At 60.8% G+C, this 15,463-nt stretch carries 15 protein-coding genes and 1 tRNA gene; 6 read left to right on the top strand and 10 right to left on the bottom strand.

Going from position 1 to position 15,463, the window contains the following annotated elements; all coding sequences use genetic code 11:
• Positions 1-124: 124 nt before the first annotated feature.
• From OVA07_RS02775 to OVA07_RS02800, 6 genes are all read right to left on the bottom strand, one after another.
• On the bottom strand, positions 125-1,054 hold the full coding sequence (locus OVA07_RS02775; RefSeq protein WP_268169946.1) for a 2-hydroxyacid dehydrogenase: 930 nt from the start codon (positions 1,052-1,054) through the stop codon (positions 125-127).
• Positions 1,051-2,061, bottom strand: coding sequence for a PepSY-associated TM helix domain-containing protein (locus tag OVA07_RS02780; protein ID WP_268169947.1), 1,011 nt, complete (start codon positions 2,059-2,061; stop codon positions 1,051-1,053). Before OVA07_RS02780 ends, OVA07_RS02775 begins: the two co-directional genes overlap by 4 nt.
• Before the next feature lie 58 nt (positions 2,062-2,119).
• Positions 2,120-4,273 (bottom strand): TonB-dependent siderophore receptor, encoded by a 2,154-nt coding sequence (locus OVA07_RS02785; protein WP_268169948.1) that lies wholly within the window; start codon positions 4,271-4,273, stop codon positions 2,120-2,122.
• A 308-nt stretch (positions 4,274-4,581) separates the two neighbouring features.
• Positions 4,582-5,790, bottom strand: a complete 1,209-nt coding sequence (locus OVA07_RS02790; protein WP_268169949.1) for a DUF1624 domain-containing protein — start codon at positions 5,788-5,790, stop codon at positions 4,582-4,584.
• 28 nt (positions 5,791-5,818) lie between these two features.
• Entirely contained in the window at positions 5,819-6,202 is a 384-nt protein-coding gene (locus tag OVA07_RS02795; protein ID WP_268169950.1) for a hypothetical protein, read from the bottom strand.
• Between the two features lie 24 nt (positions 6,203-6,226).
• Positions 6,227-6,979, bottom strand: a complete 753-nt coding sequence (locus OVA07_RS02800) for a DUF4198 domain-containing protein (RefSeq protein WP_268169951.1) — start codon at positions 6,977-6,979, stop codon at positions 6,227-6,229.
• 251 nt (positions 6,980-7,230) lie between these two features.
• On the opposite strand from OVA07_RS02800, the gene OVA07_RS02805 reads away from it, so the two are divergent.
• On the top strand, positions 7,231-7,692 hold the full coding sequence (locus OVA07_RS02805; RefSeq protein ID WP_268169952.1) for a DUF2721 domain-containing protein: 462 nt from the start codon (positions 7,231-7,233) through the stop codon (positions 7,690-7,692).
• 2 nt (positions 7,693-7,694) lie between these two features.
• Here OVA07_RS02805 and OVA07_RS02810 read toward each other — a convergent pair whose 3' ends face one another.
• The 3 genes from OVA07_RS02810 to OVA07_RS02820 are packed head-to-tail and all read right to left on the bottom strand — an operon-like array spanning position 7,695 to position 9,957.
• Entirely contained in the window at positions 7,695-7,988 is a 294-nt protein-coding gene (locus OVA07_RS02810) for a polyhydroxyalkanoic acid system family protein (protein WP_268169953.1), read from the bottom strand.
• Positions 7,988-8,740 carry a hypothetical protein gene (locus OVA07_RS02815; RefSeq protein ID WP_268169954.1) on the bottom strand — a complete coding sequence of 251 codons (753 nt, stop codon included), beginning with the start codon at positions 8,738-8,740 and terminating at the stop codon, positions 7,988-7,990. Before OVA07_RS02815 ends, OVA07_RS02810 begins: the two co-directional genes overlap by 1 nt.
• A 5-nt stretch (positions 8,741-8,745) precedes the next feature.
• Positions 8,746-9,957 (bottom strand): toxic anion resistance protein, encoded by a 1,212-nt coding sequence (locus OVA07_RS02820; RefSeq protein ID WP_268169955.1) that lies wholly within the window; start codon positions 9,955-9,957, stop codon positions 8,746-8,748.
• Between the two features lie 155 nt (positions 9,958-10,112).
• On the opposite strand from OVA07_RS02820, the gene OVA07_RS02825 reads away from it, so the two are divergent.
• Positions 10,113-10,832 (top strand): SDR family NAD(P)-dependent oxidoreductase, encoded by a 720-nt coding sequence (locus OVA07_RS02825; RefSeq protein WP_268169956.1) that lies wholly within the window; start codon positions 10,113-10,115, stop codon positions 10,830-10,832.
• A gap of 56 nt (positions 10,833-10,888) precedes the next feature.
• A complete protein-coding gene (locus OVA07_RS02830; protein WP_268169957.1) occupies positions 10,889-11,455 on the top strand; it encodes a hypothetical protein in 567 nt (188 codons plus the stop codon).
• 65 nt (positions 11,456-11,520) lie between these two features.
• Here the strand turns inward: OVA07_RS02830 and OVA07_RS02835 are convergent.
• A tRNA-Gly gene (locus OVA07_RS02835) sits at positions 11,521-11,594 on the bottom strand.
• Positions 11,595-11,842: 248 nt separating this feature from the next.
• On the opposite strand from OVA07_RS02835, the gene peaA reads away from it, so the two are divergent.
• The 3 genes from peaA to qhpC are packed head-to-tail and all read left to right on the top strand — an operon-like array spanning position 11,843 to position 15,428.
• Positions 11,843-13,654, top strand: coding sequence for a quinohemoprotein amine dehydrogenase subunit alpha (peaA, locus tag OVA07_RS02840; RefSeq protein WP_268169958.1), 1,812 nt, complete (start codon positions 11,843-11,845; stop codon positions 13,652-13,654).
• On the top strand, positions 13,651-15,105 hold the full coding sequence (peaB, locus tag OVA07_RS02845) for a quinohemoprotein amine dehydrogenase maturation protein (protein ID WP_268169959.1): 1,455 nt from the start codon (positions 13,651-13,653) through the stop codon (positions 15,103-15,105). Before peaA ends, peaB begins: the two co-directional genes overlap by 4 nt.
• Positions 15,102-15,428 carry a quinohemoprotein amine dehydrogenase subunit gamma gene (gene qhpC, locus OVA07_RS02850; protein WP_268169960.1) on the top strand — a complete coding sequence of 109 codons (327 nt, stop codon included), beginning with the start codon at positions 15,102-15,104 and terminating at the stop codon, positions 15,426-15,428. The genes peaB and qhpC overlap by 4 nt, the downstream gene beginning before the upstream one ends.
• Positions 15,429-15,463: the final 35 nt, after the last annotated feature.

Genomic DNA, 15,463 nt, shown 5'->3' on the forward strand with positions numbered 1-15,463 from the left:
GCGGCTTTGCGTTTCCTGATGGTGATAGCACCATTGCCGGGGCGGAACTTGCATCCGTTCGCAGCCACCCCAAACCCGCCACGGCACTTTTTGCGGGGACTTTGCAGCACGTCATGCCGCGCCTTCAATAACCCCGGCTCCGGTCCACTTCACCTAGCGGAGCGCGACCTGAAAGGATGCGCTCAACATTGTCTGTCAGCACTTCGCCCGCCGTGTCAGCACGGGTTTCCGCCGCGACGTGGGGGGTGAGGAAAATGGCGGGGTGGCTATAGAAAGGATGCTCTGCAGGCAGTGGTTCAGGGTCTGTCACATCCAGCATGGCGGCGCGCAGTTGCCCGCTGCCCAGCGCAGCGATCAGATCGTCCGTAACCAGATGCCGCCCGCGCCCGGCATTGATAACAGCGGCACCGCGCGGCATCTTTTCAAAGGTTTTACGGCACAGAATGCCGTGCGTTTCAGGGGTCAGCGGCAGCAGGCAGACAAGGATATCGACCTGCGCGATAAAGGCATCGAAGCCATCGGCCCCAACAAAGCATTCCACCCCGCCGATGTCATGCGCGCTGCGGCTCCAGCCCGATAGGGCAAAACCCATTGGCTTCAGCATATCGAGCGCCGCCTTGCCCAGCGCGCCAAGCCCCATCACGCCCACGCGCCGTTCACTGGCAAGACGCGGCGGGGCATAGGACCAGCGCCCTGCGCGCTGTTCGCTCACGAAATGCGGCAGGTCGCGGTGCAGCACCAGTGCAGCGGTGGCGACATATTCGGCCATGGCGATGGTCAGCCCCGGTTCGATCATCCGCACCACCCGCACTTGCGGCGGTAGGCTGTGCAGCGGCAGTTGATCCACCCCTGCGCCAACGCAGAACAGCACTTCCAGATTGGGGAACTGCGCAACCATATCTGGCGCGGGGTTCCATGCAGCCATAAACCGGACAGTCACCGGATTCACCGTATCATGGCCCCATTGGCAAAACGGCACGTCCGGCAGGCGGCGGGCAAACACTTCGGCCCAGACTGTGCCGCGCGCTTCGGGGCCGTGATAAAGCATGGTCATTTGCGAGACTTTCTGTTCTGCCACCACATCCTCGGCCCGGTCACCGCCAGCCCAGCCAGAACCAGCGCTTCGATCAGCAGCAGGACCGTGCCCGCCATGCCGAAGCTGTCGCCAGCATGGAGGGGAAGGACTTTCATCCATAGCGCGTCGTTCTGTGTGGCGGGAATGGATTTGACGATTTCGGGCTGTGACAGCCGAACCGAGACAACATGCACCGCGCGGGCATTGCGCTCATGCGCGTAAAAATTGATGTCGATGCGGTCCATCCGGGGGAAACGGATATCGCGCAAGGCTGCATTGGGAAATTGCTGCTGCGCCACCGCAATAGCCGCATCGATCTGGGCAGGTGTGGTGCGATAGGGCAAAGGAGGCGTAACCGCCGTCCATCCGGCAGGAATGTCGGGCGCGGACAAAAGAATGCCGGTAATGGCGCTGAACAGCACCATAACGGACGCCAGCACGCCGCCATTGCGGTGCCAGTGCCGCAACCGCACGCGGGCAGGCATCTTCGGATTAATGGTCAGCGATTTGGCCCAGCGTCCCTTTGTCGGCCACCAGAAGGCAAGGCCCGTCCCTGACATGAGGGCCAGAACCACGCCGCCCAACGCAACCAGAGCCAGCCCGCCGGTCCCGCTCATCAACCGATAATGCCATTGCAGCGCAGCTTCGAGCGGAAAGGCAAGCACTCCACCTTCGCGCAGGATAACCCCGCTGGCCGGATCGATGGCTGCGTAACGGATCGTACCGGGAAGTGAAAGTTGCGCAAAAGCTGCATCGCCTGCATTCGCAGGGATGAACAACCTGTCCACTTTGCCGCCATGAGCCTGCGCACCTGAAACGATGGCTGATATGGGCAAGGCTGGACCGCGTGAGGCCGCAGGATTGACCCAGCGTGCCAGCGGTTGATGAAACAACAGGACAGCACCGGTCAGCGCCTGCAACAGCAGCAGCGGCGCAAACACCAGTGCGAGCCGCCTGTGCCATGCAAGATAGCCGGTGCGTCGCATGAAAATGCCCAGAAAGGAAAAGGGCTGCCGGTTTCGCGGCAGCCCTTTGAGGTTCACGTCAGAACGAGAACGTGGCCTTTACCGTGAACGCGCGCGGCGACCCCGGATTGATCCAGTATTGCGAATACGACGCTGCGTAGAACTGCTTGTCGAACAGGTTGGTCACGTCACCCGTAATCTTGACCCCATCGGACAGTTCAAGGCTAGCCATCAGGCGGGCGGTGACATAACCGGGCAGTTCAAAGGTCGAGGCGGTTTCACCCAGACGCTTGCCCACGTAGTTTACGCCGCCGCCAAAGGTGAAGCGGTTTTCGCCGATCATGAAACCCTTGCTGACAATCAGATTGGCAGCATGCTTGGGGATATTGATAAGACGGTCACCCGGCAGGATAAGGAAGCCGAAGTCCTTGTCCGCCGAAGTCGTCGTCCAGAAAGCATCTGTATAGGCATAGTTTGCCAGGATCGAGATATCCCCCGGCAGCTTTGCGTTGAAATCTGCTTCAATGCCCTTCGACTTGGCTTCGCCACCCGCGATCGAGAAACCGGCATTGGCCGGGTCTGCGGTCAGGATGTTGTTTTTCTTCATCGTGTAGGCCGCGATGGTGCCGCTGATGGCATCGCCCGGCGCAGCAAAGCGCATGCCCACTTCGTAGGACTTGCTATATTCTGGCGCGAAGGGCGTGCCCGCCGCGTTGACACCGCTGTTGGGGCGGAAGCCCTGACCATAGCCACCATAGATCGAGATGACGTCCGTCACCTGATACAGCGCACCTGCGGTTGGGCTGAAGCGCTTCTTGGTGCTGTTGGTAACAATCCCGTTGGCACGGTTTGCAAGCACCTGATTGAAATGATCGAAACGGCCACCAAAGCGCAGCTTCAGCTTGTCGGTCAGATCAACCTGATCCTGGAAGTAGATGCCATAGGACTTCTGCACTTCGTCAGTGTTGATCGTCGTGGCGGTCGGCGTGGGACGCTGGCCATAGACCGGATTGAAGATGTTGATCGCGTTGTTGGCCGCAGTCAGCGCCGTGCCGGGCGTATAGTTCGGCCCACGATAGCGCCGCTGCAGCGTATCGATGTGGAAACGATCCCAGTCGGCGCCCAGCAAAACGTGATGCGTCAGCGGACCGGTATAGACCTTGCCCGAAATTTCTGCACGGACCGACGTGTTGGTCGTGTTGTAATCGCGGAAAATGCGCTGACGGGTCAGATTGGTGAAATCGTTGTCCAGCGACTGACGGCCAAGACCCAGTTCAGCCTGCGTACCAAAGCCGGTGAAGCTGGTATCGCGATACCCGGCACCTGCGAGGAAGTACCAGTCACCACCCAGCTTCTGCTGGAACTGCAACTGGTGGCCCAGCACGTTAACGCGGGTCGGCCCATCGCCCGGTTCGCCCAGAAAGCGCGAGTTGGGAATGACGCCAAGCTTGCCGCCGACGGCCAGAACACCGCGATCAAACGGCACCTTGTTGTCGACGAATTCCATTTCATACGACAGGCTGGTGCTGTTCGATGGCTTGAACAGGATCGACGGCGAAGCAACGTATTTGGTCGAATGGACGGTATCGCGGAAGCTGTCACCATCCTGCGCCGCACCGTTTACGCGCAACGCAATCGTATCGCTGATGGCAAGGTTGTAATCGGCTTCGACGCGGTAGTTGTTGAAGCTGCCACCCGAAATGGCGAACGAACCGAACGTGTCGTCGGTGCGCGCCTTCTTTGTGGTGATGTTGACCGTGCCGCCCGGTTCACCGCGCCCAAAGACAGCGCCGTTGGGGCCTTTCAGGATTTCGATCTTTTCGATGTTGGAAGCATCGCGCGGACCGCCATAGCCACGGCCACCGTTGAAGCCATTGACCAGAAAGCCCGACGGGAAGTTTTCGTCCCCGGCAAACCCGCGCACCGCGAAGGAATCCCACAGGCCGCCAAAGTTGTTCTGCTTGGCAATGCCGCTGGCAAGATCAAGCGCAGCATCAAGGCGGGTAATGTTAAGATCATCCAGCGTTTTGGCGTCAAGCACCTGAACGGTCTGGGGAATTTCAGCCAGCGGCACATCGCCGCGATATTGCTGGCGCTGGCCGATAACGACCAGACCTTCTGCGGCTTGCGCCTGCTCTTCTGCCGGAGCGGCTTGCGCAAAGGCAGCCATGGGCATCAGGCCAAACGAAACTCCGACCGCCAGTGCGGCCTTGAAAGCGGACTTCTTCATCATCGCAACTCACCCCTCATCTGTGATGTGCATTCACAGATCCCCCTTGAGACTTTGTAACATTGTATCATTGCGCTCAAGGGAAATCGCTATTTGAGCCGTCCTGCGTATTTTTTTATTGTGGGCCGAGCCTATGCCCCGGCAGGCGAATGTTGCGTCGAACGATGTGGCTTTGACGGATTATAATTGTGAAAACGGCGTGACAGGGGTGTTTTGTGCCGTCGCAAAACTGCCGCATTCACAGGGCCTGCAAAGCCAAAAGGCCGGACGTTTACGCCCGGCCTTCCGTTCACTTATCGAATGGGAATGTATTACAGATACTTGAGCCACCAGATGTCCTTGCGACGCTGCTTGACCCCGGCAAACCAGCGGGTCGGCAGGTATAGCGGGACAACCAGCAGGCCCACCCAGATCCACACCGTCGACAGGTTATCCACCCCGAACACCGTGCCCTTGACCGGCCCGTAGAGCAGCAGGGCAACGTGGTAGATGCCCTTCAGCACATAAAGGTGGAGGATGTAGAAGAACATCGGGGCACCGCCCAGAAACGCCAGATGCGGCAGGGCCGGGCTATCCTGAAACTTTTCGAATAGCGCCAGCAGCAGCACACCTACCCCCACGGTGGGCATCAGGAACAGCAGCGAGGGCGGATACTTGGTCAGGGCAAGGAAGCTCATCACCGTGCGAAGCTGCGTTTCGGCAACGAACCACGGCTTGTCGCCATAGAAGTTGAGATAGCGGATCACGACGAAGCCGATCATCATCGACAGGCCCAGCGTGACCAGTCGCTTCATCCGCACCGCAGGATCGCTGCCCTTGGCAAACCAGGGCCCGCATGCATAACCCAGCAGGATCACCCCGATCCAAGGCAGGATCGGATAGGTCGTCTTGGCGGTAAGCCCCAGTCCCAGATCGACCACGGCCCGCTGGTGCAGCACCGACCAGATCGCGTAACCCGTGTCGCCCGGCGCCAGCACGATACCATCAAGCAGGTTGTGCAGGCAGACGATGGCAAGGCCGAGCGCAAATTGCAGCGGTCGCGGCAGATAGATCAGCGCCGAAAGCGCCACCATCGAAATGCCGATGGCCCAGATCACCTGAAGCCAAAAGCGTGCGGGCGGAAATTCAAAGCTCTGTGTTGGCCATGCCAGGCAGATCACGGTCAGTTCAAGGAAGATCAGGAACAGCCCGCGCTTCAGCAGAAATTCGCTGACGTCCTTTTTGGTGTGCGACTGGCCGTAAAGCCAGGCCGAAAGCCCAGTCAGCGCAACGAATGTGGGCGCGCAGAACGTGGACAGCAAGCGGGTGAAGAACAGCCCCGGATCAGTGGTGTTGGCGTCCACCGGATCGCTCACCTGCAGATGCAGGAAGAACGTCTCGCGCACATGGTCCACCAGCATGAACAGCATGACCAGCCCGCGCAGGGCATCAATTGCCAGCAGGCGTGTCCGCGCGACGGCAGGGTTTTCTGGCGCGGCAGCGGCGGTAAAGCCCGGCGGCGATGCGGCAAGCGTGGTCATGTAATTCTCCCCTCTTCCGGTTCAGCGCTTACTTGGGATCAAACGTGACGAAAGCCTTCGCCCCGTCAGCCTTGGTCACCAGCGCGACAACAACCTTTGCGCCTGATGGCACGACCAGCCCCGGCGCGCTCAACAGGTTTCCAGCACCGGCCACCAGCGGAACCGACTGCTTGGCCCCGCTTGCAGACACAGTAATCTTGCCGTCAAGACCGGATGCGGCCACCGGCTCATCCTCTTCAACGACATAGACGTCTGCGCCTTTGGCCGAGCGGACAAGTTCGATTACCATTTCACCCGAAACCTGCGTCACCCCGCCATGGCGCGGCTTGGTGGACCCGTGGGCCAGGGCGGCAGAGGCCGACACGGCAAAGGCACATCCTGCCAGTGCGGAAAAGATCGATTTGGCGTTCATCTTCACTGCTCCCGACGGATGTGATTATTCAGGCAGGTGCGGCAGCACAAACGAAAGCGAGGCACGGTATTCCATGCGCTCATACTTCACCGCATTGTCGCTCGGCCCGACAAGGATTGCCATCAGCACGTTTAGCCCCTGATTGCGCACGGGGATCGACGCATAACCCTGCGCGTCAGTCTTCACCGGCACCTGATCGGGATCGTTGACGTAATCGGCCATGACATCGGCACCGGCAACAGGCTTGCCATCATAGAACGCGCGGACGCGGATGGCCTCGCCCATCTTCTGCGGGATCGCCAGCGATGCCGGAACAAGCTGCAACTTGTGGGCTGCGATCAGCGGCACCGGCTTGGTCGGGATCTGGTTCAGGTGGACGGCATATTTGAAGTTATGCTCGCTCACCGTCGCGCCGGGCACTTCGTCGCGGCCCTTGTTATGCCATTCGCCCGTCGCATCGCGGCTCCAGATGCCATAGTCCATCTCGGCAGCGACAATCGCCAGCGGCTCGTCGCTATCCACCAGCGGGATTGCGCCAGCGGCACGCAGCGATGTGGTGACTGGCAGGCCATCGGCATCAAAACCGTTGACCGATTTGACCAGCGGCAGACGCTTTACCGCGTCAAGATCATCCGCACCCACGCCATAGACCAGCGCCAGTTGACGGGCGCGCTGGGCAAACCAGATGCCATGGGCCTGCGCCTGCACCGAAACGAGCGCACTGCCCAGTGTGGCGGCAGACAGGAGCAGCGGCAAAAAGCGGGAAAACTTGTGCATCAGGCGTTCTCCGAAGGACGCGGTCGAAACCGGACGAAGCAGTGTGTTCGAAGATGACAGCTTATGACGGCCACACGGCGGATCGTATCGAACTTCTGTCACCGCCAGCGCAATTGTATTGCCGCAGGCGGGCGCGGAGCCCGATTCTAGCGCGGACGCCAATCTGAAATGCAGACGTATATCCGGCAGCGAATGCTTGCCGTGTGCCCTTGCGCCGTGGCAGGAGCGATGCAGCAATCTTCTGGAGGCATATGACGGCTGGCCCAACCGGCGTGATCGCACAGACCATCCAGCTTGCGCTGGCCCCGGTCTTCGTGCTGGTCGCCATCGGCAATATCATGAACATTCTGACGACGCGGCTGGGCCGCATCGTCGACCGTTCGCGCACCTTGCGCAAACTGCACGGCGAAACGACCGGCGCTGAACATGACGTGGTGGTGATCGAACTGCGCTATGTCGACCGGCGCATTCACCTGATCGGGCGGGCGCTGCTGCTGCTGGTGCTGTCAGGCCTTGCCATCGGCGTCACGGTCGGTTCGCTGTTCGTGGGCGAAATGGCGGGCGTTGAGCTGCGCAACATGACCGGCATCACCTTTTTCGTGGCCATCGCGCTACTGATGGTGGCGCTGGTCTATCTGCTGCTGGAAACCCGCATCGCGGCAAGTTCGCTGCGCCTGCCGCAGGAACTGCTGGAGCTTGAGCGCGAGATTTAGGGTCAGGTCAGAAACTTACCGCTCTTTTCGCGGATGATGCCTTCGATCATGCGTTTGGCAAAACCAAGGCTGGCGGGCAGATCGACATCGACCACCAGTTCCTTCTCCGCCAGTTCCACCTTGCAATCGATGGTGTATCCCATGGCGGTGACCGCCATGGCCATGTGATCGTCATCGGTAAAGGTCGTTGCCACGGTGGCTGCGCCGCCAATCTTGTCGCCGGCCTGCGCAGCCTTGTCACGCAGACGGCGGCGCGCTTCGTCGCGGTCAAGCGAGTGGGGAATGGCAATGCGCATCAGACGCCTTTCGGTGCTTCTATCTGGGGCGTCGCCTCTAGCCCTTCGCCATAGCGATAGTCCAGATAGCGTCCGCGCACGGCCAGCGCATCCAGATCGCCCGCCGCCAGTTGCCGGGTGATCTCGTCAATCTCGGTGCTGATCTTGCCAAGGCCATCGGCCAGTTGCTGATCGGCATTGCGCCCGCCACGCTCTTCACGGCGCAGATGCGGCGGAATCTTGCGCCAGCTTTCCACCATGCCGGGCAAATGTTCGCCCACCAGACGGCGCACTTCGCCCACGGCAGGCTCTGCCGGATCGATGCCTTCCAGTTGCAGGCCCAGCCCATCAAGCTGCACGCCAATCTGGTCCACCAGTTGCACTGCGGGCGCAGGCAGCGCGGGGCGCTGCGCTTCCAGCCACAGTTCGGTGCGGCCCACCATGGTCCGCACGTCGCCAGTGTTCAGCGCGGAAAGCTGCGGCACTTTCATCTTCGGAAAGGTTGCAAAGAACCACAGCGCAGCAACGATGGCCAAAGCCAGCACCATCACGCCTGTAAAGCCGATGCCATCCAGCACGATGCCCGCCGCCATGGCCGCGACCATCACCACGCCCACCGCCATCGCCATGCGCGCGGCCTTCTTGCCGATATGCTGACGCTTCAGTTCGGCCGAGCGTTTGCCGATGGAACGGCGACCACCTGCCCGGTTGTTGGCAAGCGATGTGCCCGCCGCTGCCATGATCCGCTGATGATCGTGAGATTCGTTGGCCATTTGCCTCAGCCCTCAAGGCTCAACAACGGCGAGCTTTCCGGGCCAGACAGCTTCGCCTGCGCCGCGCCTTCAGCCCGTGCGATGTATCCCTTGGACTTCTCCACCTCGCCCGAAAGCGTATCGACCGTCTGCTTCATCGAATCCAGCGCCTTCAGCTTGAAGGTGTCGATAGTGTCCATCGTGTCATAGATGTTCTGGAAAGCGCGTTGCAGCGTTTCCAGCGGGATCGTGCTGGAAACTGCCATTTCATGGATCTTGCCGGTCTGTTCACGCAACAGTTTGCCGGTCGAATCGATCATGTTGGCGGTGGTGGTGTTCAGCGCGGTGATCTGTTGCAGCACCAGCCGCTGGTTGGTCATCGCCTGGGCCACGGTGACGGCGGTGCGCAGAGCTGCAACCGTGGTGGTGCTGGCGCGGTCAACGCCTTTCACCAGTTCGACGTTGTTCTTCTTGACCAGATCCAGCGCAAGATAACCCTGCACCGTCACCGCCATCTGCGTCAGCAAATCCTGCGTGCGCTGGCGAGTATAGAACAGCGCGGTTTCGCGGATCGCCTTGGCCTTGATCGGATCGGTGTGATCCAGATCGGCCGCCGCATCTTCCAGCTTGGTGTCCAGCGTCTTGGAAATGTGGATCATCTGCTCAAGGTTGCCCATGGCTTCCCACAGCTTCTGCCGCTCAACATCGATGGCGGCATTGTCCATCAGCAGTTCGTCCTTGCCCGACGCAAGCCGGTCAAGCACTGCCTTGATGTGCCCTTGCGCCGATGTGTAGCCATCAAAATACTTCTTCAGGCTGTTGCCGAAAGGGATGATGCCCAGAAACTTGCGGCCCGAAGACAGGTTGCCCTGACGGCCCGGATCAAGTTCTTCAACCGTGCGCCGCAATTGCGCCAGATCGGCACCCACGCCGCTGTCCTTGTCCATCGCGCGGATCGGGCGATCGAGAAAGCGGTTCGACATACCTGCCGCTTGTGTAATTTCCTTGCGGCCCATGTTGGTCAACTGGTCCACACGCTTACCAAATTCGGGGCTTTGCGCGTCCTGCGCCACCAGATCGGCCACGAAAGCGTCGGCCTTCGCTTCCAGCTTCGAACGATTGTCGTCCGAAACCGGCACCAGCCCGGCCGCCTGCACCGGAGCAACCACCGGCACCGGATCAGGCGGCGTCAGCGTCAACGGGCTGGCGGTTGCAGTCTGGGTCGGTGTCGTGGCCATCGCGATTCAGCTTTCCAGTGGGTTGCGGCATTCCGCTAGTGTTCGCCAACATGGGATTTCACACGCCGCCGTGCAAGCTGTATTATCATTGCAATACAGCAACAGGCCGAAGGGTCATATCGACGCGCGGCATCAGCAGAGCAATAACCAGCACCATGCAAGATGGCTTTCGATGTGCGGTGTTCGGCGCCAGCGGCGGGATTGGCAAAGCGCTGGCCCAGCAGCTTTGCGCGCGGACAGATGTGGCGCAGGTTCACGCACTGTCGCGCCTTTGCGGTGAAACAAGTGGGAAAATTCACCCCCACAGCTTTGATCTGACCGATGAAGCGAGCATCGCCAGCGCCTGCGCGGCCATTGGCGCGCCGCTTGATCTGGTGCTGGTCGCCACCGGCAGGCTGGTCCGCGCCAATGGTGATGGGCCGGAAAAATCGTGGCGGGCGCTGGATGCTGGCGCGATGGCAGAGCTTTTTGCCATCAACACCATCGGCCCCGCGCTGATCGCCAAGCACACGCTGCCGCTGCTCCGGCGCGAAGGCCGCCCAGTCTTCGCCGCCTTGTCCGCGCGGGTGGGTTCCATTTCCGACAACCGGTTGGGCGGATGGCACGCCTATCGCGCATCGAAAGCGGCGCTCAACATGCTGGTTCGCAACTTTGCCATAGAACTTGCGCGAACCAACCCTGCCGCCGTGGCCGTCGCGCTGCATCCCGGCACCGTGGACAGCGCCCTGTCACGCCCGTTCCAGCGTGGCGTTGCACCGGAAAAGCTATTCACGCCAGATCAGTCCGCCGCCCACCTGCTGCGCGTGATCGACAGGTTGCAAGTGGGCGACAACGGAAAGCACCTGGCATGGGACGGCACGGAAATTCCCGCCTGAACCATCACGCACACCACCATCTTCACGCAGAGGCAAACTGGGCCTAAGGGGCGCGGATGGCGATCAACAACGACATTGTGATACTCGGCAAACGCATTGCCCCCGAATATGGCTGGCCCGCAGCCAAGGCGTTCAAGGCCTATGAAATGGGCGATGCTGACCGCGCGGCCCTGTCGCGCTGCGCCATTGACCTGCTCAGCCTGCTGCCCCCTGCGGCGGATGCTGCCCAAATGAGCGCAGCCTTGGCCGTAGGACTGGAGCGATGCATCGCTGCGCCGGTTTTCGTTGTGTCCGGCACGCTTGCCGTCAATGGAGTGCCGGTGTTCGGCCCATCGGACAGCGACGAAAGCCCTGCGGACGCCAGTGGCCACACATGGATCATGGTCGGTCCATATGTGGTCGATATCGCCCTGTTTCGCCTTGCCTTTTCCGCGCAAGCCCCGGCCCTGCTGACAAAGCACATCAACCTTGTCTTCGGCCCCGGCAAAGCGCTGTATGTCGACCACTGGCACAAAACGCGCCTTATGGGCCTGACTTACCAACCCCACAGCGTATTGAATGAAGCCGAAATAACACGCCTGATGGGCGACGCCTTCCACCTCATCAAACAGGCGCGCGGCTAAGCGCGCGCCACGACGGATCATGTAGGAAGGTTTTGGCATTCAGGCCAATAAGTGTCTGAAAAGGCTGGAGCGGGTGAGGGGAATCGAACCCCCGTATTCAGCTTGGGAAGCTGCTGCTCTACCATTGAGCTACACCCGCATTCAAGGGCGATGCCTTGCACATCGCCGTCAGCGTGGCGTGCGCTTGCCACAGCAGCGGGGGGCGGGTCAACACCGCTTTGCCCTGCCAATGCAAATGGGCAGGCAAATCGGGCAAGCCGCTTCACAAGCCCTTTTTCGCAGATGCAAACAAAGGCGTTGACCAACTTTTGACGCATGTCCAGTCTTGATGTGCAGCCGATTTCGACTCGTTTCGAACGGCACTGCCATCAGGGGGAAATTGCGACCATGAGCGTGGCCGATACCGTTACCCATGAAACTGTTGCCCCATGTGGCGACACCCGCGAAAGCGCGGCCCCGCGCCTGAAACGCCTGTTGCGCAACCGGGCCTTCCAGTTCATCGGCCTTGCCGCACTGCCTGCGACGATTGCCCTGGCCCAAGCCGCGCGCGACCCGTCCAATCCGGTCGAAGGCGAACCCGGCATGCCGGTGCGCGATGCGCTTGTGATCGAGAAGTGCGGCACCTGTCATACTGCGGATGCGAAGGGCAATCTGTCGCGTATTTCGTGGGTGCGAACAACGCCTGAAGGCTGGGCGCAGGTCATCAGGCGGATGAGCGCGCTGAACGGCCTGTCTATCACGCCAACAGAGGCCAAGGCGGTGATCCGCTCGCTGTCTGCCAGCCACGGCCTTGCCCCTGAAGAAGCAAAGCCGGTGATGTATCTGGCCGAACACCGCGCGCTGGATGAAACCAACATCCCCAACGAAACCATCCGCCAGTCCTGCGCATCGTGCCACGCCTTTGCCCAACCGCTGTCATGGCGGCGGTCGAAATCGGAATGGAGCCTGCTGCGCAACATGCACGTCGCGCTCTATTCGCAGGCAGACGTGCAATATCGCCGCCCGGTGGAAGATCCCACCCAGCCTGCCGTAGCCGCTGGCGCGCAGAAGCCGCTGCCGGTGGAGGTGGCGATGGAATACATGAACAAGAACGCCTCGCTCACCTCGCCCGAATGGTCGGCCTGGCAGGCACGGGTACAATCGGGGAAGCTGGGTGGCAAATGGCTGGTCAATGCCGTGCTGCCTGGCAAGGGCACATATGTTGGCGAAATGGTCGTCACACCCGCCGGGTCTGAAGACGATTACACCACCGCCATCACCCTGAAATCGCTGGCCGATGGCTCTACCCTTACCCGCACTGGCAAAGGCATTGTCTATACCGGCTATTCATGGCGCGGCACATCGTCCAGCGGGCCGGAAGGCACCCGCGCCGATGCCCCGCAAGACCACGAAACCCGCGAAACCATGTGGTTCGCGCCTGATCGCAAATCGGCGGAAGGTCGCTGGTTCTGGGGCGATTATCAGGAATTCGGCTTCAACGTGAAGCTGACCCGCGCATCGGCTGATCCCACCATCACCACGGTCGCCCCCTATGCACTGAAAGCCGGGACCAAGGGCGCAACCGTCAAGCTTTACGGAAATGCCTTCCCCGCCGGATTAAAGCCCGCCGACATTGACTTGGGCAAGGGCGTGGTCGTCAGCAAGGTCGTCTCCGCCAGCCCGACCGAGGCGGTGCTGAGCGTCGATGTGGCCGCCGATGCGGCAGTGGGCAAGCATGATGTGGGCCTTGGCGGCAATGTCCTGCCCGCCGCGCTGCCGATCTACAAGAAGGTCGATTTCATCAAGGTCGCGCCGGACAATGCCCTTGCCCGTCTGGGCGGCGGCAAGCACGGCATTGGCTATCAGCAGTTCGACGCCATCGGTTATGACAATGGCCTTGATGGCAAACCCTACACGGCAGACGACGTAGCGCTTGGCCCCATCGACGTTACCTGGTCGATGGAGGAATTCCAGACCGTCTATTACGACGACGACACCAACTATGTCGGCAAGTTGAGCGAAACCGCGCTGTTCACACCTGCTATCGACGGGCCGAACCCCGAACGCAAATGGAACCGCAACAACTATGGCGAAGTCTGGGTCGTCGCCACGGCCAAGTCTGAAAAGGACGCCAACGGCAAGCCACTGACCGCCAAGTCGTTCATGATCGTCACCGTACCCGCATACAAGCGCTGGGATCAGCCGGAGGTGGCCAAGTGACCACAGTCCTCTCCCCCAAATATCGCCGTGGAGACATCCACACCTTCGAAGCCTCAGATCAGGGCTTTGTCTATCTCGCGTCCGCCGGGGCCATCTTCGCGCTGGATGAAGGCGCGGCCAGCGTCATGGCCCTGCTGGGCGAACGCGAACTGGCCTATGGCGAAATGGTCGGCGCGCTGGTCGAAAAGGGCTATGTCCGCGCCGATGCCGAAGACCTGATCCGTGAACTGCGCGCCGTGCGCGGCATCGTGTCGGACGAAATCCGCGAAGCACCCATCGTGCCCTCAGCCCCGCCCGAAGACTATCCGCTTCAGGCGCTGGTGCTGAACATTACCAACCAGTGCAACCTTGCCTGCACCTATTGCTATGAATTCGGCGCGGACAAGATTGCCACGCCCACCGGCAAACCCAAATACATGACGCTGGAAACAGCCAAGTCCTCGGTCGATTTCCTGCTGGCAGGATCAGGACACCGCGAAACACCGCACATCACCTTCTTCGGCGGTGAAACGCTGATGAACTTCAAGCTGCTACGTTCGGTGGTGGAATATGCCAACGAAGCGGCAGTGGCGGCGGGCAAGCAGATCACCTATAGCCTGACCACCAACGCCACGCTGCTGACGGACGAGATCATCGCGTTCCTGTCCGACAATGCGGTGGGCGTGACCGTATCGATGGACGGCCCGCCTGATCTGCAAGACAAGCACCGCGTCTATAAAAACGGCAAAGGTTCTTACGCGGTCATCGAACCACGCCTGCGCAAGTTGATCGCCGGGCACAAGACCCGCGCCGTCACCGCCCGCGTCACGCTGACCAATGGCGTTACCGATGTGGTGCGCATCTATCGCCACCTGAAGGAAGACCTGGGCTTCCACGAAGTCGGCTTCGCCCCCGTCACCAATTCGGGCGAACGCGATTACATGATCGACGACAACGGCATGGACGATGTGCTGTCCGCGTTCCATGAACTGGCGGCGGAATGGATGGCCTTTGCCCTGCGTGGCGAAATGCACGGCTTTTCCAATGTGTCGGAAACCATTGCCGAACTGATTCAGGGCACCAACAAATCGCACCCCTGCGGCGCGGGCCTTGGTCTGCTGGGGGTCAGCCCATCGGGCGACCTTTCCCCCTGTCACCGCTTTACCGATGCCGACACGCATGTTCTGGGCAACATCACCACCGGGCTGGATCAGGAAAAGCGCAGCGATTTCCTCACGCGCGGGCATGTCGGGTCAAAATATGAATGCGCATCGTGCTGGGCGCGTCCGCTGTGTGCGGGCGGCTGCCACCACGAAGCCTTCGTCCGCTATGGCGATACCGGCCATGCGAACCTGCATTACTGCGACTGGATCCGCGAATGGACCGACACCTGCCTGAAAATCTACGGCACGGTCTCGGCCCGCAATCCTGAATTCCTTGAACGCTTTGCTGCACGAAAGGGCTTGGCATGAAGCACCTCACCCCTCTCAACAAAAAGGCCCGGCGGATCGAGGAGACGATCTCGTCCACGGAAGAAGACGTGATGGCGCTTCAGCAAAAGCCCATGCACGTTCCCATGGGCTGCACCCTGTCATTCTCGCCCGGCTGGGAAGTGGATGCAGGTGGCGGCACCGCTGGGCTGTGTCAGCCGGTGGAGCGCGATATCTACGATTGCTACGTCACCTGCTTCTGGCCGGTGCAGGTGCCCGATCATGTGAACTATTCGCCTGACTGGGCCAGCAACTGCGCCACGGCGGCCAAGGACTGGCGCAGCCTCGACATCATCTTCCCCTGAAGCAGCGGCACATCTGGCCCTTGCGACACCCTTCG

The sequence above is a fragment of the Novosphingobium sp. SL115 genome (genome assembly GCF_026672515.1).
Lineage (GTDB): Bacteria > Pseudomonadota > Alphaproteobacteria > Sphingomonadales > Sphingomonadaceae > Novosphingobium.

Excerpts from the sequence above, each read along its gene's own strand:
- OVA07_RS02775 (WP_268169946.1), bottom strand. The coding sequence starts at position 1,054 with ATGACCATGCTTTATCACGGCCCCGAAGCGCGCGGCACAGTCTGGGCC.
- OVA07_RS02780 (WP_268169947.1), bottom strand. The coding sequence starts at position 2,061 with ATGCGACGCACCGGCTATCTTGCATGGCACAGGCGGCTCGCACTGGTG.
- OVA07_RS02785 (WP_268169948.1), bottom strand. The coding sequence starts at position 4,273 with ATGATGAAGAAGTCCGCTTTCAAGGCCGCACTGGCGGTCGGAGTTTCG.
- OVA07_RS02790 (WP_268169949.1), bottom strand. The coding sequence starts at position 5,790 with ATGACCACGCTTGCCGCATCGCCGCCGGGCTTTACCGCCGCTGCCGCG.
- OVA07_RS02795 (WP_268169950.1), bottom strand. The coding sequence starts at position 6,202 with ATGAACGCCAAATCGATCTTTTCCGCACTGGCAGGATGTGCCTTTGCC.
- OVA07_RS02800 (WP_268169951.1), bottom strand. The coding sequence starts at position 6,979 with ATGCACAAGTTTTCCCGCTTTTTGCCGCTGCTCCTGTCTGCCGCCACA.
- OVA07_RS02805 (WP_268169952.1), top strand. The coding sequence starts at position 7,231 with ATGACGGCTGGCCCAACCGGCGTGATCGCACAGACCATCCAGCTTGCG.
- OVA07_RS02810 (WP_268169953.1), bottom strand. The coding sequence starts at position 7,988 with ATGCGCATTGCCATTCCCCACTCGCTTGACCGCGACGAAGCGCGCCGC.
- OVA07_RS02815 (WP_268169954.1), bottom strand. The coding sequence starts at position 8,740 with ATGGCCAACGAATCTCACGATCATCAGCGGATCATGGCAGCGGCGGGC.
- OVA07_RS02820 (WP_268169955.1), bottom strand. The coding sequence starts at position 9,957 with ATGGCCACGACACCGACCCAGACTGCAACCGCCAGCCCGTTGACGCTG.
- OVA07_RS02825 (WP_268169956.1), top strand. The coding sequence starts at position 10,113 with ATGCAAGATGGCTTTCGATGTGCGGTGTTCGGCGCCAGCGGCGGGATT.
- OVA07_RS02830 (WP_268169957.1), top strand. The coding sequence starts at position 10,889 with ATGGCGATCAACAACGACATTGTGATACTCGGCAAACGCATTGCCCCC.
- peaA (WP_268169958.1), top strand. The coding sequence starts at position 11,843 with ATGAGCGTGGCCGATACCGTTACCCATGAAACTGTTGCCCCATGTGGC.
- qhpC (WP_268169960.1), top strand. The coding sequence starts at position 15,102 with ATGAAGCACCTCACCCCTCTCAACAAAAAGGCCCGGCGGATCGAGGAG.